Annotated in this window: 23 protein-coding genes and 1 tRNA gene; 13 read left to right on the forward strand and 11 right to left on the reverse strand. The window is 68.9% G+C overall.

The genetic code is table 11. The features are described 5' to 3' along the window. Positions 1–26 precede the first annotated feature (26 nt). Positions 27–947 (forward strand): SMP-30/gluconolactonase/LRE family protein, encoded by a 921-nt coding sequence (locus ACIBH1_RS35570; RefSeq protein ID WP_397318407.1) that lies wholly within the window; start codon positions 27–29, stop codon positions 945–947. Here the strand turns inward: ACIBH1_RS35570 and ACIBH1_RS35575 are convergent. After that, positions 910–1,641, reverse strand: coding sequence for an ABC transporter permease (locus tag ACIBH1_RS35575; protein WP_397318409.1), 732 nt, complete (start codon positions 1,639–1,641; stop codon positions 910–912). The genes ACIBH1_RS35570 and ACIBH1_RS35575 overlap by 38 nt on opposite strands. After that, positions 1,638–2,528, reverse strand: a complete 891-nt coding sequence (locus ACIBH1_RS35580; protein WP_397318410.1) for an ABC transporter ATP-binding protein — start codon at positions 2,526–2,528, stop codon at positions 1,638–1,640. The genes ACIBH1_RS35575 and ACIBH1_RS35580 overlap by 4 nt, the downstream gene beginning before the upstream one ends. A 110-nt stretch (positions 2,529–2,638) precedes the next feature. Here ACIBH1_RS35580 and ACIBH1_RS35585 point away from each other — a divergent pair, with 110 nt between their 5' ends. The 3 genes from ACIBH1_RS35585 (at position 2,639) to dnaN (ending at position 5,891) form a co-directional block, all read left to right on the forward strand. Then, entirely contained in the window at positions 2,639–4,045 is a 1,407-nt protein-coding gene (locus ACIBH1_RS35585; protein WP_397318411.1) for a sensor histidine kinase, read from the forward strand. After that, on the forward strand, positions 4,039–4,701 hold the full coding sequence (locus ACIBH1_RS35590; protein ID WP_397318412.1) for a response regulator: 663 nt from the start codon (positions 4,039–4,041) through the stop codon (positions 4,699–4,701). Before ACIBH1_RS35585 ends, ACIBH1_RS35590 begins: the two co-directional genes overlap by 7 nt. A gap of 92 nt (positions 4,702–4,793) precedes the next feature. Next, a complete protein-coding gene (dnaN, locus tag ACIBH1_RS35595; RefSeq protein WP_397318413.1) occupies positions 4,794–5,891 on the forward strand; it encodes a DNA polymerase III subunit beta in 1,098 nt (365 codons plus the stop codon). On the opposite strand, the gene ACIBH1_RS35600 is transcribed toward dnaN, so the two are convergent. After that, on the reverse strand, positions 5,869–6,330 hold the full coding sequence (locus ACIBH1_RS35600; RefSeq protein WP_397318415.1) for a MarR family winged helix-turn-helix transcriptional regulator: 462 nt from the start codon (positions 6,328–6,330) through the stop codon (positions 5,869–5,871). The genes dnaN and ACIBH1_RS35600 overlap by 23 nt on opposite strands. A 41-nt stretch (positions 6,331–6,371) precedes the next feature. On the opposite strand from ACIBH1_RS35600, the gene ACIBH1_RS35605 reads away from it, so the two are divergent. The 3 genes from ACIBH1_RS35605 (at position 6,372) to ACIBH1_RS35615 (ending at position 8,779) form a co-directional block, all read left to right on the forward strand. Beyond that, a complete protein-coding gene (locus tag ACIBH1_RS35605; protein ID WP_397318416.1) occupies positions 6,372–6,650 on the forward strand; it encodes a hypothetical protein in 279 nt (92 codons plus the stop codon). Then, complete coding sequence (locus tag ACIBH1_RS35610) at positions 6,647–7,465, forward strand: SDR family oxidoreductase (RefSeq protein ID WP_397318417.1); 819 nt, start codon at positions 6,647–6,649, stop codon at positions 7,463–7,465. The genes ACIBH1_RS35605 and ACIBH1_RS35610 overlap by 4 nt, the downstream gene beginning before the upstream one ends. A gap of 207 nt (positions 7,466–7,672) precedes the next feature. Continuing rightward, positions 7,673–8,779: an alanine--tRNA ligase-related protein gene (locus ACIBH1_RS35615; protein WP_397318418.1), complete on the forward strand. Its 1,107-nt coding sequence runs from the start codon at positions 7,673–7,675 to the stop codon at positions 8,777–8,779. 51 nt (positions 8,780–8,830) lie between these two features. Here the strand turns inward: ACIBH1_RS35615 and ACIBH1_RS35620 are convergent, their stop codons facing one another. From ACIBH1_RS35620 to upp, 5 genes are all read right to left on the reverse strand, one after another. Further along, positions 8,831–9,508: an FCD domain-containing protein gene (locus ACIBH1_RS35620; RefSeq protein WP_181610637.1), complete on the reverse strand. Its 678-nt coding sequence runs from the start codon at positions 9,506–9,508 to the stop codon at positions 8,831–8,833. A 90-nt stretch (positions 9,509–9,598) separates the two neighbouring features. After that, positions 9,599–10,933, reverse strand: a complete 1,335-nt coding sequence (locus ACIBH1_RS35625; protein WP_397318419.1) for a helix-turn-helix domain-containing protein — start codon at positions 10,931–10,933, stop codon at positions 9,599–9,601. An 87-nt stretch (positions 10,934–11,020) separates the two neighbouring features. After that, the gene (locus ACIBH1_RS35630; RefSeq protein ID WP_181610639.1) at positions 11,021–11,551 is read right to left on the reverse strand and encodes a PH domain-containing protein; all 531 of its coding nucleotides are present in this window, start codon (positions 11,549–11,551) and stop codon (positions 11,021–11,023) included. A 254-nt stretch (positions 11,552–11,805) separates the two neighbouring features. After that, positions 11,806–12,030 (reverse strand): hypothetical protein, encoded by a 225-nt coding sequence (locus ACIBH1_RS35635; RefSeq protein ID WP_397318420.1) that lies wholly within the window; start codon positions 12,028–12,030, stop codon positions 11,806–11,808. 113 nt (positions 12,031–12,143) lie between these two features. Then, positions 12,144–12,782, reverse strand: coding sequence for a uracil phosphoribosyltransferase (gene upp / locus ACIBH1_RS35640; protein ID WP_397318421.1), 639 nt, complete (start codon positions 12,780–12,782; stop codon positions 12,144–12,146). A gap of 124 nt (positions 12,783–12,906) precedes the next feature. Between upp and ACIBH1_RS35645 the strand changes: the two genes are divergently transcribed. The 4 genes from ACIBH1_RS35645 to ACIBH1_RS35660 all read left to right on the forward strand — a co-directional run bounded on the left by ACIBH1_RS35645 (position 12,907) and on the right by ACIBH1_RS35660 (position 14,469). After that, the gene (locus ACIBH1_RS35645; RefSeq protein WP_397318422.1) at positions 12,907–13,413 is read left to right on the forward strand and encodes a tRNA adenosine deaminase-associated protein; all 507 of its coding nucleotides are present in this window, start codon (positions 12,907–12,909) and stop codon (positions 13,411–13,413) included. Positions 13,414–13,428: 15 nt separating this feature from the next. Continuing rightward, positions 13,429–13,908 carry a tRNA adenosine deaminase-associated protein gene (locus ACIBH1_RS35650; RefSeq protein ID WP_397318423.1) on the forward strand — a complete coding sequence of 160 codons (480 nt, stop codon included), beginning with the start codon at positions 13,429–13,431 and terminating at the stop codon, positions 13,906–13,908. Beyond that, a complete protein-coding gene (gene tadA / locus ACIBH1_RS35655) occupies positions 13,905–14,369 on the forward strand; it encodes a tRNA adenosine(34) deaminase TadA (RefSeq protein ID WP_397318424.1) in 465 nt (154 codons plus the stop codon). The genes ACIBH1_RS35650 and tadA overlap by 4 nt, the downstream gene beginning before the upstream one ends. Positions 14,370–14,379: 10 nt before the next feature. Continuing rightward, a tRNA-Ser gene (locus ACIBH1_RS35660) sits at positions 14,380–14,469 on the forward strand. Positions 14,470–14,517: 48 nt separating this feature from the next. On the opposite strand, the gene ACIBH1_RS35665 is transcribed toward ACIBH1_RS35660, so the two are convergent. Genes ACIBH1_RS35665 through ACIBH1_RS35675 form a run of 3 tightly spaced genes read right to left on the reverse strand, consistent with a single transcriptional unit; the run spans position 14,518 to position 16,620 of the window. Then, positions 14,518–14,811: a type II toxin-antitoxin system VapB family antitoxin gene (locus tag ACIBH1_RS35665; protein ID WP_181610644.1), complete on the reverse strand. Its 294-nt coding sequence runs from the start codon at positions 14,809–14,811 to the stop codon at positions 14,518–14,520. A 27-nt stretch (positions 14,812–14,838) separates the two neighbouring features. After that, the gene (locus ACIBH1_RS35670; RefSeq protein ID WP_397318425.1) at positions 14,839–15,669 is read right to left on the reverse strand and encodes a neutral zinc metallopeptidase; all 831 of its coding nucleotides are present in this window, start codon (positions 15,667–15,669) and stop codon (positions 14,839–14,841) included. Between the two features lie 15 nt (positions 15,670–15,684). After that, complete coding sequence (locus ACIBH1_RS35675) at positions 15,685–16,620, reverse strand: neutral zinc metallopeptidase (RefSeq protein WP_397318426.1); 936 nt, start codon at positions 16,618–16,620, stop codon at positions 15,685–15,687. Positions 16,621–16,691: 71 nt separating this feature from the next. On the opposite strand from ACIBH1_RS35675, the gene ACIBH1_RS35680 reads away from it, so the two are divergent. After that, the gene (locus tag ACIBH1_RS35680) at positions 16,692–17,315 is read left to right on the forward strand and encodes a LysE family translocator (RefSeq protein ID WP_397318427.1); all 624 of its coding nucleotides are present in this window, start codon (positions 16,692–16,694) and stop codon (positions 17,313–17,315) included. Positions 17,316–17,364: 49 nt separating this feature from the next. Next, entirely contained in the window at positions 17,365–19,230 is a 1,866-nt protein-coding gene (locus tag ACIBH1_RS35685) for a S41 family peptidase (RefSeq protein ID WP_397318428.1), read from the forward strand. The last annotated feature ends 3 nt before the right edge of the window (positions 19,231–19,233 follow it).

A 19,233-nucleotide genomic window follows, 5' to 3' on the forward strand; every position in this document is an offset into this window, starting at 1 on the left:
TATCGCACTCTAGTACGGTTACCAGAATGGAGACCATCAAAGCCCGCTTCGAGCTGCTCGACCCGCGTTTCGAAGGGGTGGGCGGCGACGAGTGCATGGAGCGCATCGCCACGGGCTGCCGATGGGCCGAGGGCCCGACCTACGTCCCCGCGGGCCGCTACCTGGTGTGGAGCGACATCCCCAACGACCGCATGCTGCGCTGGGACGAGATGACCGGCCACGTCGGCCTGTTCAGGAGCCCCGCCGGCTACACCAACGGTCACACGCTCGACCGCCAGGGCAGGCTGGTCTCCTGCGAGCAGGGCAACCGCCGGCTGAGCCGTACGGAGCACGACGGCTCCATCACGGTCCTGGCCGATCGCTGGGAGGGCAAGCGGTTCAACAGCCCCAACGACGTGGTGGTCAGGTCCGACGGCTCCATCTGGTTCACCGATCCGCGCTACGGCATCACCAGCGACTACGAGGGCAACCGGGCCGAGAGCGAGATCGGCAACGACCAGGTCTACCGGCTCGACCCGGAGACCGGGACCGTCGAAGTCGTCGCCGACGACTTCGTGCGCCCCAACGGCCTGGCCTTCTCGGCCGACGAGTCGCTGCTCTACGTGGTCGACACCCGGCGTAAGCACCTGCGGGTCTTCGAGGTTCACGGCGACCGCCTCAAGAACGGCCGGGTGGTCGCGGAGTGCGCGGCCGGCAGCTTCGACGGGATCAGGCTCGACGACGCCGGCCGGATCTGGGCCGCCACCCACGAGGGGGTGCACTGCTTCGATCCGGACGGCACGCTCATCGGCAAGCTCCACATCCCGGAGAAGGTCTCCAACCTGGTCTTCGGCGGACTCAAGCGCAACTGGCTGTTCATCACGGCCTCGACCTCCGTCTACTCGATCATGACCAACGTGCGCGGGGTGGTCACTGCCAGCGGAACAGGCGGACGGCCAGGGCGCTGAAGGCCGCCAGGCCGACGACGATCACGGCGATGCTGCCGAGCGAGGGAGCATCGCCCGCCCAGGTGTCACGCATGGCCTGCACGATCGGGCCCCCGACCGAATAGTCGCTGATCGTGCGCAGCACAGGCGGCATGGTCTCGCGCGGGATCCACATGCCCGCCAGGAACAACATCGGGAACATGATCACGTTGCCGATGAGCGGCGCCGACTTGGCGTTCGGCGCGAGGGCGGCGATCAGCAGCCCGATCGACATCAGCGCGGCGGTGCCGAGCACGAAGACCGGGACGAACGCCCAGTGCGAGGGGATCGGCGAGCCGTGTACCAGGCGCGCGCCAAGGATGAGGACCACCGCCGCGATCACCGCCATGCCCAGGTTGATGATCAGCTGGACCGACAACATCGAGGCGGGGCTGACCGGCGTGGTCGACATGCGCCGCAGCACACCCTGGTGGCGGTAGGTCGCCAGCACGGCGGGCAACACGGTCAGCGCGACCGTGGTCAGCGCCAGCAACAACATCGTGGCGGGCAGCTGGGTGTCGACGAACCGTTCCCCGCCCAGGTCGGCGTTGGGCTTGCCGAGATCGGGGATGTTGCCGATCACGATCAGCAGCAGCAGCGGCAGGGCGATGATGAACAACATCGACCAGGAGTCGCGCAGGTGCAGCTTGGTCTCTACGGCGAGGATCTTCTTCATGCCAGCTTCCTTCCGGTGAGCGCGAGGAACGCGTCGTCGAGGGTGGCCTGCTCGATGCGCAGGTCGGTGGGGATGACGCCGTCGGCGGCCAGGGCGAGGGTCACGGCATGCGGCAGGTTGCCGGTGCCGGTGACCACGACCTGCTCACCGGACCTGGAGACCTCGGTGACCTCGGGCAGGGCACGCAGGATCTCCTCGGAGAAGGGACCGCTCGGGCGGAAGCGCAGCCGCTGCTCGTCGTCGACCATCGAGACGAGCCCGGACGGGGTGTCGGTGGCGACGACCCGGCCCGCGTCGATGAGGGCCAGGCGGTCGCACAGCCGCTCGGCCTCCTCCATGAAGTGCGTGACCAGCACGATCGTCACGCCGTCGTTGCGCACCTGCTCGATCAGCTCCCAGGTGTCGCGGCGCGCCTGCGGGTCGAGCCCGGTGGTCAGCTCGTCCAGGATGGCGATACGCGGCCCGCCGACCAGAGCCAGCGCGATCGACAGCCGCTGCTTCTGGCCGCCGGACAACTTGCCGAAGTAGGTGTCGCGCTTCTCGGTCAGGCCGACGCGCTCCAGCAGGTCGCCCGAGGTGCGGCCGTAGAAGGAGGCGTAGAGGTCGAGCGCCTCCCACACCTTCAGCTTCTCGGGCAGCTCCGCGCTCTGGAGCTGGACTCCCATGATGCGCTTGAGCGAGTCGCCGTCGTCGGCTCCGGCGATCTTGATCGTGCCGCGGTCGGGCTCGCGCAGCCCTGACAGGCACTCGACCGTCGTGGTCTTGCCGGCGCCGTTGGGGCCGAGGATGCCGAAGATCTCGCCCTCGGCCACGGAGAAGCTGACGTCGTCGACGGCTACGTGCTTGCCGTACCGCTTGTGAAGGTTCGTGACCTCGATGACTTTCATGGTGTAGACGCTAGAAATCCCGGCGCCCGCGCAGAATCCGCTTGGGTGCACAGCAGGGGTGTACCTAGGTGCAATGGTCAGGAAGTCACCCGATCGCCGACACTGGGACCATGGTGCGACGGATCGCGGTGTTGCTCGGGATGACGATCGTGCAGGTGACGGTCTTCCTGCTGACGATCCCTGTCCTGGTGCTCTCGTTCGGACTGGGACTGGTGCCGATCTTCCCGCCGCACATGCGCCTGATCAGGAGACTGGCCGAGACGACCAGGCGGGTCGTGGAGATCGACTCGCCGTACCTTCCGCCGCCCCCGCCGCCCAGGCCGGGGCCCGACGGGTTGTACCGGTCGGACAGGACCCTCTACAAGAGCCCGCGCATCCCCGCCTGGAACGACCGCTGGAAGTGGCTGTTCAGCGACCCGGCGACCTGGCGGGACGCGATCTGGCTGCTGCTGGATCCGCTGGTCAAGGTGCTGCTCCTGCCGGTGTTCCTGGTGATGCCGCGGCGCGCGCTGCGTGTGTACACCGCCTGGGCGGCCATGCTGCTCGCCCCGACGGCCGCCAGGCAGCTGGAGGGCCAGGTGGAGTACCTGACCCAGATCCGCAGCATGGCCGTCGACAACCAGGCGGCCGAGATGCGCCGGATCGAGCGTGACCTGCACGACGGCGCCCAGGCCCGGCTGGTCGCGCTCGGCATGACGCTGGGCGCGGTCGAGGAGCTCGTCGAGAAGGACCCGGGCGCGGCCAGGGCGCTGCTGCGCAAGGCGCGCGAGGTCTCCTCCGACGCGCTGACCGAGCTGCGCCAGGTGGTGCGGGGCATCCACCCGCCGGTGCTGGCGGAGCGCGGGCTCGAGGACGCCGTCAGGGCGATGGCCATGGACAGCCCGCTGCGGGTCAAGGTCGACGCCGACCTGCCGCACCGGGCGGAGTCGCCGGTCGAGGCGGCCGTCTACTTCGCCATCAGCGAGCTGCTCTCGAACGCCGCGCGGCACGGAGGCGCGACCGAGGCGCTGATCGACATCAGCCACGTGGGCCGCGACCTGCGGGTGACCGTCGCCGACAACGGCATGGGCGGGGCCGACCCGTCGAAGGGCAGCGGGCTGTACGGCATCGAGCGTCGCCTGTCGGTGTTCGACGGCGTGGTCGCCCTGCACAGCCCGCCCGGCGGCCCGACGACCGTCACCCTGCACGTGCCCAAGGTGCTGCCGGAGCACTGGGCCGGCGACGCCAAGATGCCGCGGTGGAAGACGGCCGCCGTGATCCTGCTGTGGGGCACCGCCTGGTGCCCGCTGTTCCCGCAGGGCATCGTCGGCGCCATCATGCTCATTCTGGGCAAACAAGACTTCTCTTGGTTTCTGGTCACTTACCTCCCGCCGAGCTGGCAGTGGCCGACGTGTATCTTCCTGATCATGCTGGGCACGCTCATGTACGTCTTGGCCATCCTGCTGCCACTCCAGCACTCCAAGGAGGCCCGGCTGGCCGGGATGACCCCGCGAGGGCTGGGGCTGGGACGATGCTGAACAGGGTTCTGATCGCCGAGGACCTCTATCTGCTGCGCGACGGCCTGGTGCACCTGCTCCAGGCGCACGGCTTCACCGTGGTCGCCGCCGTCGAGAGCGGCCCCGAGCTGCTGAAGGCGCTGATCGAGCTCAAGCCCGACGTCTCGATCGTCGACGTACGGCTCCCGCCGACCTTCACCGACGAGGGGCTCCAGGCGTCGCTGGAGGCCCGCAGGCAGATCCCCGGGCTGCCGATCCTCATCCTCTCCCAGCACGTCGAGCAGCTGTACGCCCAGGAGCTCCTGGCCGACGGCACCGGCGCCATCGGCTACCTGCTGAAGGACCGGGTCTTCAACTCCGAGCAGTTCATCGACGCGGTCAGGCGGGTGGGGGCGGGCGGCACGGCGATGGACCCCGAGGTGATCGCCAAGCTGCTCGCGAGCAACGTACGGCACGAGCCGCTCGGCCGGCTGACTCCCCGCGAGCGCGAGGTGCTGGAGGCGATGGCGGAGGGGCGCTCGAACGCGGCGATCTCGCAGCGGCTGTTCCTGAGCGAGAGCGCGGTGGCCAAGCACACGGCCTCGATCTTCGCCAAGCTGGATCTGTCGCCTTCCGACGACGACAACCGGCGGGTTCTGGCCGTTCTGGCCTACCTGAACGCGGCCAAGGGAGGCTGAGCGCGCACTCTGCTCCGGGGTTGATGGCCCGTTCTGTCGGTGGGGCCAGATACTTTTACCCCATAGACCCGCGGGACGAAGGGGTGTTTAGGGTGAAATTTCGGGTGAACCGTGATGTGCTGGCCGAGGCCGTGGCTTGGGCAGCACGGGTGTTGCCCAGCAGGCCGGCCGCTCCTGTCCTGTCCGGGCTCCTCCTGGAGGCCGGGGAAGACCTCACCCTGTCCGCCTTCGACTACGACGTCTCCGCCCAGGCCACGATCGAGGCCGACGTGTCGGAGCCGGGCAGCGTGCTGATCCCCGGCCGGCTGCTGGCCGAGATCACCAGAGCCCTTCCCGGCGAGCAGGTCGAGCTGGTCACCGAGGGCGCCGAAGCGATCCTGACCTGCGGAAGCGCGGAGTTCGCCCTGGTCACGATGCCGGTCGAAGACTTCCCGACCATGCCCAAGATGCCCCCGGTCATCGGCGCCATCGGCGGCGGCGTGTTCGCCTCCGCGGTCGGCCAGGTCGCCCCCGCGGCCAGCCGCGACGACACCCTGCCCATGCTGACCGGCATCCGGGTCGACATCGAGGGCGAGCAGGTGGCGATGGCCGCGACCGACCGCTACCGCATCGCCGCGCGCGACTTCGCCTGGCGCCCGGCCCAGCCCGACACCAACGTGTCGGCGATGGTGCCGGCGCGGGTGCTCGTCGAGGTGGCCAAGTCGTTGCGCGGCGGCGAGGTGGCCATCGCCATGGGCGGCGGCGTGGCCGGCTTCGAGAGCGTGGGGCGCAGCACCACCGTGCGCCTGCTCGACGAGCAGTTCATCGACTACCGCTCGCGGCTCACCAACGACTGGTCGATCAAGGCCGACGTGCGGGTGCAGCCGTTCATCGACGCCATCAAGCGGGTGGCGCTGGTGGCCGAGCGCAACACCGCGATCCGCCTGACCTTCACCGAGGGCCAGGTCAAGATCCAGGCCGGGGGAGGGGAACTGGGCCGCGGGGTCGAGGTGCTCGACTGCGAGCTGCGCGGCGAGCCGCTGCAGATCGGGTTCCAGTCTCACTTCCTGCTCGACGGCCTGGCCGGGGTCGACTCGGAGTACGCCAGGCTCAACATGGACTCGCCGACGCGCCCCGCGCTGATCACCAACGTGCCCGGCGACGCCGAGCCCGCATTCCGCTACCTGGTCATGTCGCTGCGCCTGGGCTGATCTCCGAGATCTTCCTCAGCGTCGCCTTGAACGCGGCGAACTCCTGCTCACCCACCGCTTCGGCGTAGCGCCGCTCGATCGCGGCCACCACCTCGTCGGAGCGGTGCATCCTCTCCAGGCCCCGGTCCGTCGGCACCACCAGCTTGGCGCGCCGGTCGCTGGGATCCGGCTGCCGCTCCACGAAGCCCATCTCCACCAGCTCGTCGACCAGCGTGCCGATGACCTGCTTGTGCTGCCCCGAGAGCGTCGCCAGGTCGGTCGCCCTGCTGCCCTCCTCGTCGAGGTAGGCCAGCACCGCTCCGTGCTTGGGCTGCGGCCCTGTCTTGTCGAGGCCCAGGTCGCGCATCATGGCGCGCTGCACCCTGAACAACGCCCTGGCGACCAGGATGCCCAGGTCCGGGTCGGTCTGCTTGCGTTCGCTGCGCTTCAAATTAGTCACCAATCTTGACAGTCACTAGTGCTGACTATATCTTCTCATGCATGAGCACGGTTGAACTCACCCGGTTCCGCGCCGCCGACGCGGATGCCCTGCTGGCCGCCCGGCCGGCCATGGTGGCCGACTTCCTGGCCGATCGCGCGGGCTTCATCGGCGCCCGCCTGGTGCGCCTGCCCGGCGACGAGTGGCTGGACATCGTGGAGTGGCGCGGCGAGGAGGACTTCGCCGCCTCGCGCTCCAAGGGCGCCAACCTGCCCGGGATCAAGACCTTTTTCGCCGCCATCGACTCGCTTGTGTCATCTGAGACTGGAGAACTGTCATGACCATTCTGATCACCGGAGCCACCGGAAACGTCTCTTCCGCCCTGCTGCGCGCCCTGCCTTCCACAGAGAATGTACGAGTCCTGGTGCGTGATCCCGCCAAGGCGCCCGAGGGCGTCGAGGTGTTCGCGGGCGACCTGGACCACCCGGAGACGCTGACGGAGGCCTTCGCCGGGGTCGACACCCTGTGGCTGCTGACCGCCATGGGACCGCAGGCGCCCCATGCTTCGGGCAACGCCGTGTGGGCCGCCCGCCAGGCAGGCGTGAAGCACATCGTCCGGTTGTCCGCCATCGGCGCCTCCCACGACGCCCCCACCCGCAACGGCCGCCTGCACGCCCTGTCGGACCTCGAACTCCAGGCCTCCGGCATCCCGTGGACCATCATCAGGCCCGCGTTCTTCATGCAGAACCTCTTCGGCTCCGTCAACGGCGACACCCTGTACGGCGGGCTCGGCGAGGGCCGGGTCGGCTTCATCGACATCCGGGACATCGCCGAGTTCGGCGCCCGCATCCTGACCGACCCCGCGCCCCACGCCGGGAAGGTCTACACCCTGACGGGACCCGAGAGCATCTCCCTGCACGAGGCCGCGGCGGCGGCAGGGGCGCGCTACCAGCAGGTCCCCGAGGACGCGGTGCTCCAGGCGATGCTCGACGCCGGCTTCCCCGAGTGGGACGCCAAGGTCTCGGTGGAGTACGGCAGGGCGTACGCGCGCAACTGGGGCGACTACACGACGGGCGACTTCACCGAGGTGGTCGGCAGGAGGGCGCGCACCTTCGCCGACTTCGCCGGCGACCACGCCGCCCAGCTCCGCCCCTGAGAAAACCAGGCGAAGTCCTCAAGAGGTCTTTGGTACCGTCGCGTCCATGGAGGTCCACCAGCGCACTCTGGCCGCAGCCGCACGAGCTACCCGCTCGTCGGTTGCCGCTGCCTGACCTCCCCACCATCACCGGCGACCGGAAACGGCCGCCGGTTTCCTTTTTCTGACGCTGGTCTTTTCCGGTCCCTCCATGAAGGGCCCACGCACATGAACGTCGACCAGACCGTCTCCACCTTCATCGATTTCTACGTCGAACGAGGCCATCGCCGCATCACGGGCAGCTCGCTCATCCCGCCGCCCGGCGACCCTGTGCTGTTCACGACCTCGGGCATGCACCCGCTCACCCCCTACCTGGAGGGCCGCCCGCACCCGCTCGGCAGCCGCCTGGTCAACCTGCAACGCTGCCTGCGCACGACCGACCTCGAGGAGGTCGGCGACCCCACCCACCTGACCGTCTTCGAGATGCTGGGCTCCTGGTCGCTGGGCGACTACGACCACCAGCAGAGCCTGCGATGGGGCTACGAGCTGCTCCGCGACGGCCTCGGCATCCCGCGTGACCGGCTGCACGTCACGGTGTTCGGCGGCGACGGCCAGGTCGGCCAGGACACGCCCTCGCTGGAGACGTGGAGCGAGCTGGGCGTCCCGGTGGAGCTGACCGGCGACGACAACTGGTGGTCCAACGGCCCGACGGGCCCGTGCGGCCCCGACTCGGAGATCTTCGTGTGGACCGGGGAAGGGCCGCCGCAGGGCACCCCTACCGGCGACGAGCGGTGGGTGGAGGTGTGGAACCACGTGCTGATGAGCTACCGCCGCCACGAGGACGGCAGCCTCGAACCGCTGCCCCAGCGCAACATCGACACCGGCATGGGCCTGGAGAGGATCCTCACGGTCCTGCAGGGCAAGGACTCCGTCTTCGACATCGACGTGTTCGAGCCGTGGACGCGCGGCGTCTCGGGGCTGTGGGAGCTCGACCGGGACTCGCTCCGGGTCGTCGTCGACCACCTGCGCTCGAGCACCATGATCGTGGACGACGGGGTGACGCCCTCGTCCACGGGGCGGGGGTACGTGTTGCGCCGCCTCGTCCGCAGGGTGCTGACGACGTTGTGGCGCGACGACCCGACCCGCACTCTGTCGGACCTGCCGACGGAGCTGCGCAGGGATGTGGTGCTGGAGGAGGAGCTGCGATTCGTCGGCCTGCTAGAACGCGGCAGGAAGGTGCGCTCACGCTTCGGGGAGCGGCTGACGGAGGAGGACTACGACTACCTCCACCAGACCCACGGCCTGCCGAGGGAACTGGTGGACCTGCTCTCGTGACGACGCCGTGTACGGCGGGCGGGGGTCGCCCCCGCCTGCCGTACGAGAGGATCACTCCTGGTCGGTCAGCGCGATCAGGATGTGTTCCATGCACGCGTGGCCGGCGCGCTCCGCCGCCGTGGCGTCGCCGGCGGCGATGGCGCGGGCGATGGCGTCGTGCGGGATGTAGCTCTTGTTCAGCGATGTGCCCGCGGCCGTGATGCTGGCGCGCAGGGCCGCGGAGAAGTCTTCGTACAGGTCGATGAGGACGAGGTTGTGCGTGGCGTGCACGACCGCCATGTGGAAGGCGAGGTCGGCCTCCACGAACTCCTCGGCCGTCCCCGACTCCCACGCGCGGTCACGCGCCGACAGCGCGGCCTCGATGCGCACGATGTCGTCGTCGTTGCGGCGGGTGGCCGCCAGGCGCGCCGACTCGACCTCCAGTGCGCGGCGCACCTCGAGGATCTCGAGCTGCTCGGCCTGGCGCAGCCGCCGGAGCATGGCTCCGGACAGCTCGCTGGTCGCCCGGACGTAGGTGCCGTCGCCCTGCCGGCACTCGAGCAGCCCCGCGTGCGTCAGCGCGCGAACGGCCTCGCGCACGGTGTTGCGTCCGACACCGAGCTGCTCAGCCAGGACAGTCTCGGTGGGGATCTTGCGGTTCATCGCCCACGAACCAGAGGTGATCTGCTCTTTGAGCTGGTCGATCACCTGGTCGACGAGCGAAGCCCGCTGCGCCGTACGCAGACTCACAGTCCGCCTCCTCCGGGGAAACCAGTCATCCTATGAGTCAATGACTGGTAGACCCTAATTATTCCAGGGCCCAAAAGACAAATCCGGAGGTCAGCGGCTGATAGAAGCCTCGATCGTCACTCCCGCCATGGCGGAGCGGACCCCGGCAGCCTCGAGCGCTCTACGATACGCCGCCGTCTGGTCTGCTCGAACACCCGCCCGGCCGAACAGGTCACCCAGCTCACGCCACGCGCGAGCCGCCTGCCTGTCGGAGCCGAAGACCGGGCCGTCGAGCGCGGCGAGCAGGTCGCGAGCGGCCCGCAGAGCAGCCGTGGCGTCGGCGCCGAGATCCAGGGCGACCTGGGCGAGCACGAGGTGCGCCTGCGCGGGCAGAGTGCCGGGAGCCCCGTCGAGGAGCGTCAGCCCGGCAGAGGCGAGTTCGCCCGCCCTGACCGGGTCGCCGGCCCGCATCCGCACGCGAGCGTGGACGACCTTGGTCTGGCCGAGCTCGATGCGGGTGGCGGTGAAGACGGAGAACGCCTTCGCGGCGGCGGTGACGTGCTGCTCGGCCTCCTCGACCGGGCAGGTCTCCAGCTGCGCGAAGTGCATGGCCGCGCGGGCCAGCTGCAGCGCCAGCCGGGCCGGGCGGCCCGCGGCGATGGCGTCGTCGGCCAGCCGGACGGCGAGCGCCGAATCCTCACCCGCGGCGGCCGACTTGCTGGCCTCCCACAGGGTGCGAATCTCAGCGGAACGGTCCACAACCTCAGGAACGCCACTGACCGTGAGCACCCGTCTGACGAACGCGAGCTCGCTCTCGCCGCCGGTGGGCAGCTCGATCAGCGCGGCCGCCAGGTCGACGGCGAGTTCGCCCTGGTCGATGGAGAGCCTGGCCATCTGCTCCAGCGCGGCCAGTCCGAGGTCGCGGGCACGCAACCGGTCGCCCGCCCGCTGGTAGCAGCGGCTCAGCGCGACGGTCAGCGGCAGGTCGGCCAGCCGCTCGGGGTGCGCGGCGGCTTCGGTGCGCAGTCGCTCCATGGCCTCGACGGCCTGGCCGAGGCGGCCCTGCTCCTCAAGGGCGCGGGCGCGGCCCAGGCGGGCCTGGGAGGCGAGCATGGCGTTCTCTTCGCCGACCGCCTTGACGATCTCGGAGAACCGTTCTGCGGCGGACACCGGGTCGCCGTGACGGAGCTCGAGCTCGGCGTGTCGCAGACCCAGCTCGGTGTCGATGCGCTGACGCGGCTCGATCCCGTGCAGCAAGAACTCGGTCGTGCAGCCGAGGCGTTCGGCCAGCAGCCGCGCGACGACCGGGGTCGGGGTGCGCTTGCCCGACTCGATGAGTGAGACATAACTGTCCGACAGGTCGGGTCCGGCCAGCTGGGCCTGAGACATCCGCCTGTTCAGCCGCAGTCCGCGGACGCGGTCACCGATGGTTCCCTGACTCGGCATCTCATCTCTCAGGGCGGGGAAGGGTCAACAACACGCAATGATTGCATGAAGTGGCCGAATGGGGTATCCCCAGCTGAGAAAAGCCGATTAATCGTCACCCTTGTCGTCACTCGGGAATAGCATCGCGCACACCTCCAGATAGAGGGTTTCGGGGTACGGGATGTACTCCACGGTCGACAGGGCCTGATCTTGACCCGCCGACTCCAGGATGAACTCGCCGTAGCCCAGCATGCGGCCCATGAGGGAGCGCTGGAAGCTCATGTCGGTGACCTTGGTCAGCGGCATCATCGCGACTTTACGGGTGATGAGCCCCGTAGTGAGCAAGATGCGCTTTGAGGTCACGACGAAGTAGTCAACCGACCATTCGGCGACTTTCCAGACAAACCGGATCAAGAGCAGCAGCCAGAGCCACCAGACGACGACCAGAGCCGTGCCGTTGTCACCACCGCCGAAGAACCTGCTGAGGAGCCCGGCGATGATCAGGCCGCCGAAGACCTCGGCGACCGGACGCAACAGCACGGCTGGGTGTCGCCGTACCATGATGTGCTGTGTTTCGTGGGGGAGTAGGTAGCGGTTGACCGACGACGGGGCAGCGTCCCCGTGGGTCACAAGTCTCATGCGATGCTGGTCACAAATTGCGCGAGAGAGTCGGCCGCGTTGAACACTGTGTCGAGAGCGCCCCTGACGGCATCTGCCGCATCAGCGGGCCTCGCGAAGAGGAAGTAGGCGACAAACGCCACGCCTCCCCAGATGAGCCACTTTTTGACCTGCACTGTCGCCTCCGTGCCCACTTACCCACTACACCCGCCGAATACATTACCCACGCAGGTGGCGGGGTAAAGCGTAACTTCGCCGGTAAGTCTCGATCTTCTTTAACCGCGTTCGCTCGCGACCAGCGCGAGGACGTGAAGGTGCTTGCGCGCGATGCGCTCCACGAGGCCAGGGTGGGCATAACCGGTGACCTCAAGCGCGCCGTAGTGCGCCGCCTCGACACAGCGGGTGACCGTGGAGGCGGAGTGAACGCCCGCGAACTCGTCGCGCAGCGCTGACTCAACCTCCACGTACGGATTGGTATCCGCTTCGATTCGCTCGCTCATCGTGCTTCCTTAGATCCGCGCCGGAGACGCGGAGAGATGCCTTCGTTACTCTAAGTACCCACACAACCACAGCATGTAACGAACAAGCGAGCCAGTTCAAGGAAAAGGATTACTTAGACAACGCCATAGAGACGGTCTCCTGCGTCCCCAAGACCGGGAACGATGTAACCGTGCTCGTTCAGCCTCTCGTCGAGGGCGGCGGTCACGACCCTGATCGGCTTGCCGGAGTTGGCGAACTCCTTGTCCATGAACGCCAGGCCCTCGGGGGCGGCGAGCAGGCAGAGCGCCGTCACGTCGACCGCGCCGCGGTCGAACAGGAAGTGGATGGCGGCCGCGAGGGTGCCGCCCGTGGCGAGCATCGGGTCGAGCACGTAGCACTGCCGGCCGGACAGGTCGTCGGGCAGGCGCGTGGCATAGGTCTCGGCCTGGAGGGTCTCCTCGTTGCGGATCATGCCCAGGAAGCCCACCTCGGCGGTGGGCAGCAGCCGGGTCATGCCGTCGAGCATGCCAAGACCCGCGCGCAGGATCGGCACCACCAGCGGCTTGGGCGTCGCCAGCCGTACGCCATGGGCCTCGGCCACCGGAGACTGGACGGTCACCTCCGTCACCCTCACGTCGCGCGTGGCCTCGTAGGCCAGCAGGGTCACCAGCTCATCCGCCAGGCGGCGGAAGGTGGGCGAGTCGGTGTTGACGTCGCGCAGGGTGGTCAGCTTGTGGGCCACGAGCGGGTGATCGACGACAAGGGTCTCCATAAGGGACAACGCTATCGTCTGGGGGAGGGACCGGCACGTCCGGTACCTGGTTTTGATCACAATTTGGCAGGAGCGGCCCACGTCGGGTGGTCGATTCTGAAACCATTCGCACAGGGGGTGGGCAATGACCGACGAGGATGCGCTCGACTTCGCCATCGTGATTTACCGCGAGGACGAGTGCTGGGATGCCGAACTGCTTCCGGTGGCGCTCACCTCCGATCTCCACGGGCTCATCCACGCCCTGAGACAGCAGCCCAGCGAGAGCGGCACGATCGGGCTGATCGCCGTGGGTGACGAGTTCTTCGTGGCGCTGCGCGTGCTGGGCGACCGGGTCGACGTGTTCCTGTCCGACATCGCCGCCGCGCTCGACTTCCCGCTGGCCCAGCAGGTGCTGGAATACCTTGACGTCCCGATCCCCGACGAGGACGAGCTCGACGAGATCCTCGACGAGGACACCGTGCTCCCGGCGGGAGACCTCTCGATCTTCGTCGACCTCGGGTTGGACGAGATGGAGCTGGGCATCCTCTCCGGTGACATTGACCTTCATCCCGAGGACGTGCTGTCCAGCATCGCCTCTCGGCTGGGTTTCTCCGAGCCCTTCGAGCGGGCGATCGACTCCGTCTTCGGCTGAACCGGGAGCTCGGCCATGCCCTCCAGCGCTGTCTTCGCCGCCGCGTTCGTCCGCACCCCCGACGGCTGGTCGGGCGCGGAGGTGGACCTCGGCGGCGCCGAGATCGTCGACGACCTCGGCGACGCCGTGAGTGAGGCCCTGCGGCTGTCGGGCGACGAGCTGGCCCTGCTGTGCGTCGAGGTCGAGGACGAATGGTTCGCCATCGCCCGCTACACCGGCGACGTCGAGGCCAGGGTCTTCCTGTCCGACGGCAACGCGATCGGCCCCGACCCGCTGGGCGAGCTGTTCGCCGAGTTCGCCGGGGTGGTGCCCGACAAGGAGTCGACCGAGCTCGGCGTGCGCCCCTCCGGCGACATCGACCTGCTCGGCGACCTCGGCATGAGCCCCGAGGAACTGCTGGAGCTGGCCATGGAGGAGGGCACTCTGCCCGCCGACATCCTGTCGGTCATCGCCGAGAAGCTCGGCTTCGCCGACGAGCTCGACAGGCTGCGGTGACCACGCCCGACCGTTTCGACGAGGCGATGCGCCAGGCCCTGGCCCAGGCGCGGCTCGCCGCCGACCGCGGCGAGATCCCCATCGGCGCCGTCGTCGTCTCCGGCGAGGGCGTCATCGGCGCCGCCGGCAACGACCGCGAGGCCTCCCACGACCCCACCGGCCACGCCGAGATCCTCGCCCTGCGCCAGGCCGCCCTGGCCACGCGGAGCTGGCGCCTGACCGGCTGCACACTGGTCGTCACGCTGGAGCCGTGCACCATGTGCGCCGGGGCCGCGGTGCAGTCGCGGGTCGACAGGATCGTGTACGGCGCGCAGGACCTGAAGGGCGGCGCCGTGGGCTCGTTGTGGGACGTGGTCAGGGACCGGCGGCTCAACCACCGGCCCGAGGTGATCGCGGGAATTCTGGAAGACGACTGTTCTGTGATCCTCAAGGAGTTCTTCGCACTGCGCAGGATCCGGTAAGCTTCTCTGCGGTGGTGTCGCCTAGTGGCCGATGGCGCGCGCCTCGAAAGCGCGTAAGGGGGCAACTCCTTCGAGAGTTCAAATCTCTCCACCACCGCCAGATGAACGAAGGGCCCCTGACCAGGTCAGGGGCCCTTCGTCGTTTTCTCTACGGGATCTCCAGGACCCTGGCGTGCAGGATCGAGCGCTGATGCAGGGCGGCACGCAGCGCCCGGTGCAGGCCGTCCTCCAGGTACAGCTCGCCCTTCCACTGCACGACGTGCGGGAACAGGTCGCCGTAGAAGGTGGAGTCGGCGGCGAGTAGGGAATGCAGGTCGAGCATCGCCTTTGTGGTGACCAGCGAATCGAGTCTCACCTGCCGTGGCGGTATCTGCGCCCACTCCCGATGGGTGAGCCCGTGTTCGGGATAGGGGCGTCCGTCGCCGACCAACTTGAAAATCACCTCATCGAGTCTAGGAGAGATCCGCCCTTACTGCAGCTTGCCGGGATCGCACGAGTTCGGGTCGCCGCTGTCGTAGCCGGTCTGGAAGGCCGCGACCCGTTGCTTGGAACTGCCGTGGGTGAACGACTCGGGGTCGACGCGGCCCTGGGTGCGCTCCTGGATGCGGTCGTCGCCGACCGCCGCCGCGGCGTCCATCGCCTCGGCGATCTGCGCGGCGGTGAACTCCTTCTCGTAGAAGCCCGTCTTGACCGCCTGCTTGGTCCACACGCCGCCGTAGCAGTCGGCCTGGAGCTCGGTGCCGACCGAGCTGCCGCCCTGGAGCTGGCCGGAGAGGTTCTGCACGTGGTGACCGTACTCATGGGCGATGACGTAGGCCTGGGCGAACGGGCCGCCTTTCGCGCCGAACTGGCTCTGCAGCTGCTCGAAGAAGCTGAGGTCGAGATAGATCTGGCGGTCGTTGGGGCAGTAGAACGGGCCGACGGCCGAGGTGGCGTCGCCGCAGCCGGTCTGCACCCCGCCCTCGAAGAGCACGGTGTCGGCCTGCTCGTAGCCCTGGAGGGTCTCGCCCCAGTAGGCCTGGATGCTGTTGACCACGCCGACGACTTCGCACTTGGGGTCCTGTTCCGCGTCGGCGCCGGTCTTGCAGCGGTCGGCCAGGTTGGAGGTGGGCTGCAGCCCCGGGGCTTCCTGCCCGCCGCCGCCTCCTCCGATGTTGCCGAGTACGAGTGCGACGACCAGGGCGATGAGGCCGGTGATGCCTCCGCCGATGGCTATGGGTCCGCCCCGGAAGCCGCCGCCGCCACGGCCGGCATCCTGGACCTGCGAGCTGTCAAGTTGAGCGTCGTCCCTGAAGTCCATGCATGGACAACTGCCCTAGATGGCGCCCGTGAACGTGTCGCAACGGCTTGGATCACCTGACTGGTAGCCGACGCTGAACCACTTCTCGCGCTGGGCGGAGGTGCCGTGGCTGAAGCTGTCGGGCACGACCATGCCCTGGGTGCGGCGCTGGATGCTGTCGTCGCCGACCGCGGCGGCCGCCTGGAGTGCCTCGTCGATGTCGGCCTGGGTGAACGGCTCGGAGTAGAAGCCCGTCTTGACGGCGTTGTTGGCCCACACGCCCGCGTAGCAGTCGGCCTGCAGTTCCAGGCGCACCGCCGCGCTGTTGGCGCCCCGGCGGTCGTTGCCGACCCTGTTCATGGTGCCGAGCAGGTTCTGCACGTGGTGACCGTACTCATGGGCGATGACGTACGCCTGGGCGAACGGGCCGTTCTTGGCGCCGAACTGGCTCTGCAGCGTGTTGAAGAACGACAGGTCGAGGTAGACCTTCTGGTCGCCGGGACAGTAGAAGGGCCCGACGTTGGAGTCGGCGGCGCCGCAGGCGGTGCGGACGGCGTTGGAGAACAGCACCGTCTTGGCCGGGGTGTAGGCCGTGCGGCCCCTGGCGTCGAAGGCCTGCTTCCAGTAGCTCTGGATGCTGTTGACGGTGCCGACGATGCGGCAGTCCTCCGACTGGTCGGCGTCGGCTCCCGTGCGGCAGCGGTCGGCCAGGTTCCCGCCGGCCTGGCCGCCCTGGGCGGTGGGCTGCGGCGTCTCCTCCGGGCTGTCGGTGAAGGGGGTCGGCACCAGCTTGAACAGGAAGAGCGCGGCGACGGCCACCAGGAGCAGCAGGCAGCCGCCTCCCTTGCCGCCGATGGGGATCGCGCAGCCGCCGGGCATGCCGCCGCCGCCACGCCGGCCGGGTCTGCCGCCGCTGGCCCTTACATCCTCGACCTGCGACGGATCGAGTTTGGCGTCGTCGTCGAACTGCATGTGGTGCGTCTGCCCGCCGCAAAGATTGGCTACTCTCTGTAATTCGTTACGCTTTTCCTATGTTGAGCGGCATGGTGGGTATTGCACTGGTTTCCCTGGGCATGGTGCTGACGCCAGGGCCGAACATGATCTATCTGATCTCTCGCTCGATCACCCAGGGCCGCCGAGCAGGGCTGATCTCGCTGACCGGCGTGGTGCTCGGCTTCACCCTCTACCTGGCGGCCACCTGCCTCGGCCTCACGGCGATCTTCGCCCTGGTCCCTGCGGCCTACACCGCCCTGAAGATCGGCGGCGCCTGCTACCTGGCCTGGATGGCCTGGCAGGCGCTCAAGCCCGGCGGCGGCTCCGTCTTCCAGCCCCGCGACCTGGAACCCGCCTCCAACACCAGGCTCTTCTCCATGGGCCTGGTGACCTGCCTGCTCAACCCCAAGATCGCCATCATCTACCTGTCGCTGCTGCCGCAGTTCATCGACCCGGCGGGCAACGTGCTCGGGCAGAGCCTGGCGTTCGGCTCCGTGCAGATCGTCGTCGCCACCACGGTCAACGGCCTGATCGCCCTGTCGGCCAGCAGCCTGGCCGCCTTCTTCGCCGCCCGCCCCGCCTGGCTGCGCATCCAGCGCTACGCCATGGGGACCATCCTCGGCATCATGGCCATCCGCATGGCCACCGACCGCTCCAAGGCCGTCATGGCTTGAGTAGGGCTTACTCAGGCGCGTTCGTGCCCACGGGCGAACACTCGGGGGCATGACTGCGGAAACCATCCCCACGCCCGTGGCGAAATCGGTCGCCCTGACGGACGCGCTGGCCAGGGTGGCCCTGCTCAGCGCCGACCAGAAACGCCTGATCGTACGGCAGGCGCTCCTCGTGCTGGAGCAGCACTACGTCAACCTCCCGCTCAAGGTGGCGCGCTACGGGATCAACCCGGTCGCCCGCCTGCGCCTGCTGCTCACCCGGCTGGAGCGCTCGGAGGACATCTCCGAATGGGAGCTGCACTCCGAGCTCATCGAGATCTTCAACTCCGTCCGCGACCTGCACACCCGCTACGCGCTGCCCGGCGTGTTCGAGGGCGACGTGGCCGTGCTGCCCTTCACCGTCAAGGCCTTCGCCGACGGCGAGCGGCGCCGCTACCTGGTCGCGCCGGAGAAGGAGGGCGCGCCGCCGGTGCTCACCGGGGCCTTCCGCCCCGGCGCCGAGATCATCCGGTGGAACGGGGTGCCGATGGCGCGTGCCGTACAGCAGCTGGCCGACCGGCTGCCCGGAGCCAACCCCGCCGCCCGGCACGCGCGGGCCGTCGAGAAGATGACCACCCGGGCGCTGGCCTTCACCGGGCCGCCCGACGAGCAGCAGATCCTCATCGACTTCGCCTCCCCCGACGGACAGGCGGGTACGGCACGCACGAGCTGGACGGTGCCCACCGACCTCATCCTGCTGCTGCAGAGCCTCGGCGACGACACCAGCCTGGCCATCGACCAGGAGGCGATGCTGGAGTCGCGGGCCAGGACCCTGCTGTTCGCGCCGCACGTGCTGGACCAGCAGGCGGCCGGTGAGCCCGTCAGGGCCGCGCCCGACAGCCTCCCGGTCAGGCCCGAGGTGGCCACGGCCTTCGAGGCGCGGGTCCTCGGCGAGTTCGGCTACATCAGGATCAGGGAGTTCCTGTCGGCCGACCGCTCCGTCGAGACCTTCGTCAACGAGTTCATCAAGCTGCTCGGCCGGCTACCGCCCGGCGGCGTCGTGATCGACGTGCGGGGCAACCGCGGCGGCAACATCCTCATGGCCGAGCTGAGCCTCCAGGCGCTGACCGCGCGGCGCATCGAGCCGATGCCGGCGCAGTTCCTCAGCACCCCGCTGAACCTGCGCATCTGCCGCAACCAGCGATCGATGGAGCCCTGGCTGCGCTCGATGGAGCAGGCCATGGAGACGGGGGCGCCCTTCTCCGCGGGCATCCCGTTCACTCCCGCGAGCCGGCTCGCCCGGGTGCCGCAGAGCTACTTCGGGCCGAGCGTGCTGGTGACCGACGCGCGCTGCTACTCCTCGGGCGACGTGTTCGCCGCCGGGTACCAGGACCACGGGATCGGCGACGTGCTCGGCGTCGACGACACCACCGGAGCCGGCGGCGCCAACGTGTGGGAGTTCCCGCTGCTCATGCAGCTCGCCAGCGGTGACGGCGACTTCCCCTACCGCCCACTGCCCGAGGGTGTCGGGCTCCGGGTGGCGATCAGGCGGCTGCTGCGCGTCGGGCCCAACGCCGGCGTGAGCGTCGAGGACTTCGGGGTGCGGTCGGAGACGATCCACCCGGTCACGCGCGACGACATCATGCACGGCGACAGGGACCTCCTGGCAGCGGCCTTCGCGCTGCTGCGCGAGGGGCGGCGGCGGGAGTTCGAGGTGACGCTCGACCCGGTGCGGGTGCGCGGCGTCAACGTCGACAGGGCCGACTTCATCACCGACGGCCGGCCACGCGCCTCGGTGGACCTGGACGGCGACACGGCCGAGGTGACGGTCCCGGGACTGGCCCAGGCCAGGGTCGTCAGGGTCGAGGGGTACGCGGGCGGGGAGCTGGTGGCGGCGCGGCTATTCCGCGACGGCCGGCCCGTCACACTCTTCGGGTGACGA

This window comes from Nonomuraea sp. NPDC050663, assembly GCF_044456985.1.
In the GTDB taxonomy this organism is placed as follows: domain Bacteria; phylum Actinomycetota; class Actinomycetes; order Streptosporangiales; family Streptosporangiaceae; genus Nonomuraea.

Excerpts from the sequence above, each read along its gene's own strand:
- ACIBH1_RS35575 (WP_397318409.1), bottom strand. The coding sequence starts at position 1,641 with ATGAAGAAGATCCTCGCCGTAGAGACCAAGCTGCACCTGCGCGACTCC.
- ACIBH1_RS35635 (WP_397318420.1), bottom strand. The coding sequence starts at position 12,030 with ATGAGCGAGCGAATCGAAGCGGATACCAATCCGTACGTGGAGGTTGAG.
- ACIBH1_RS35630 (WP_181610639.1), bottom strand. The coding sequence starts at position 11,551 with ATGAGACTTGTGACCCACGGGGACGCTGCCCCGTCGTCGGTCAACCGC.
- ACIBH1_RS35650 (WP_397318423.1), top strand. The coding sequence starts at position 13,429 with ATGCCCTCCAGCGCTGTCTTCGCCGCCGCGTTCGTCCGCACCCCCGAC.
- ACIBH1_RS35680 (WP_397318427.1), top strand. The coding sequence starts at position 16,692 with ATGGTGGGTATTGCACTGGTTTCCCTGGGCATGGTGCTGACGCCAGGG.
- ACIBH1_RS35580 (WP_397318410.1), bottom strand. The coding sequence starts at position 2,528 with ATGAAAGTCATCGAGGTCACGAACCTTCACAAGCGGTACGGCAAGCAC.
- ACIBH1_RS35670 (WP_397318425.1), bottom strand. The coding sequence starts at position 15,669 with ATGGACTTCAGGGACGACGCTCAACTTGACAGCTCGCAGGTCCAGGAT.
- ACIBH1_RS35605 (WP_397318416.1), top strand. The coding sequence starts at position 6,372 with ATGAGCACGGTTGAACTCACCCGGTTCCGCGCCGCCGACGCGGATGCC.
- ACIBH1_RS35570 (WP_397318407.1), top strand. The coding sequence starts at position 27 with ATGGAGACCATCAAAGCCCGCTTCGAGCTGCTCGACCCGCGTTTCGAA.
- ACIBH1_RS35585 (WP_397318411.1), top strand. The coding sequence starts at position 2,639 with ATGGTGCGACGGATCGCGGTGTTGCTCGGGATGACGATCGTGCAGGTG.
- upp (WP_397318421.1), bottom strand. The coding sequence starts at position 12,782 with ATGGAGACCCTTGTCGTCGATCACCCGCTCGTGGCCCACAAGCTGACC.
- ACIBH1_RS35590 (WP_397318412.1), top strand. The coding sequence starts at position 4,039 with ATGCTGAACAGGGTTCTGATCGCCGAGGACCTCTATCTGCTGCGCGAC.
- ACIBH1_RS35645 (WP_397318422.1), top strand. The coding sequence starts at position 12,907 with ATGACCGACGAGGATGCGCTCGACTTCGCCATCGTGATTTACCGCGAG.
- ACIBH1_RS35615 (WP_397318418.1), top strand. The coding sequence starts at position 7,673 with ATGAACGTCGACCAGACCGTCTCCACCTTCATCGATTTCTACGTCGAA.
- ACIBH1_RS35675 (WP_397318426.1), bottom strand. The coding sequence starts at position 16,620 with ATGCAGTTCGACGACGACGCCAAACTCGATCCGTCGCAGGTCGAGGAT.
- ACIBH1_RS35625 (WP_397318419.1), bottom strand. The coding sequence starts at position 10,933 with ATGCCGAGTCAGGGAACCATCGGTGACCGCGTCCGCGGACTGCGGCTG.
- ACIBH1_RS35685 (WP_397318428.1), top strand. The coding sequence starts at position 17,365 with ATGACTGCGGAAACCATCCCCACGCCCGTGGCGAAATCGGTCGCCCTG.
- ACIBH1_RS35610 (WP_397318417.1), top strand. The coding sequence starts at position 6,647 with ATGACCATTCTGATCACCGGAGCCACCGGAAACGTCTCTTCCGCCCTG.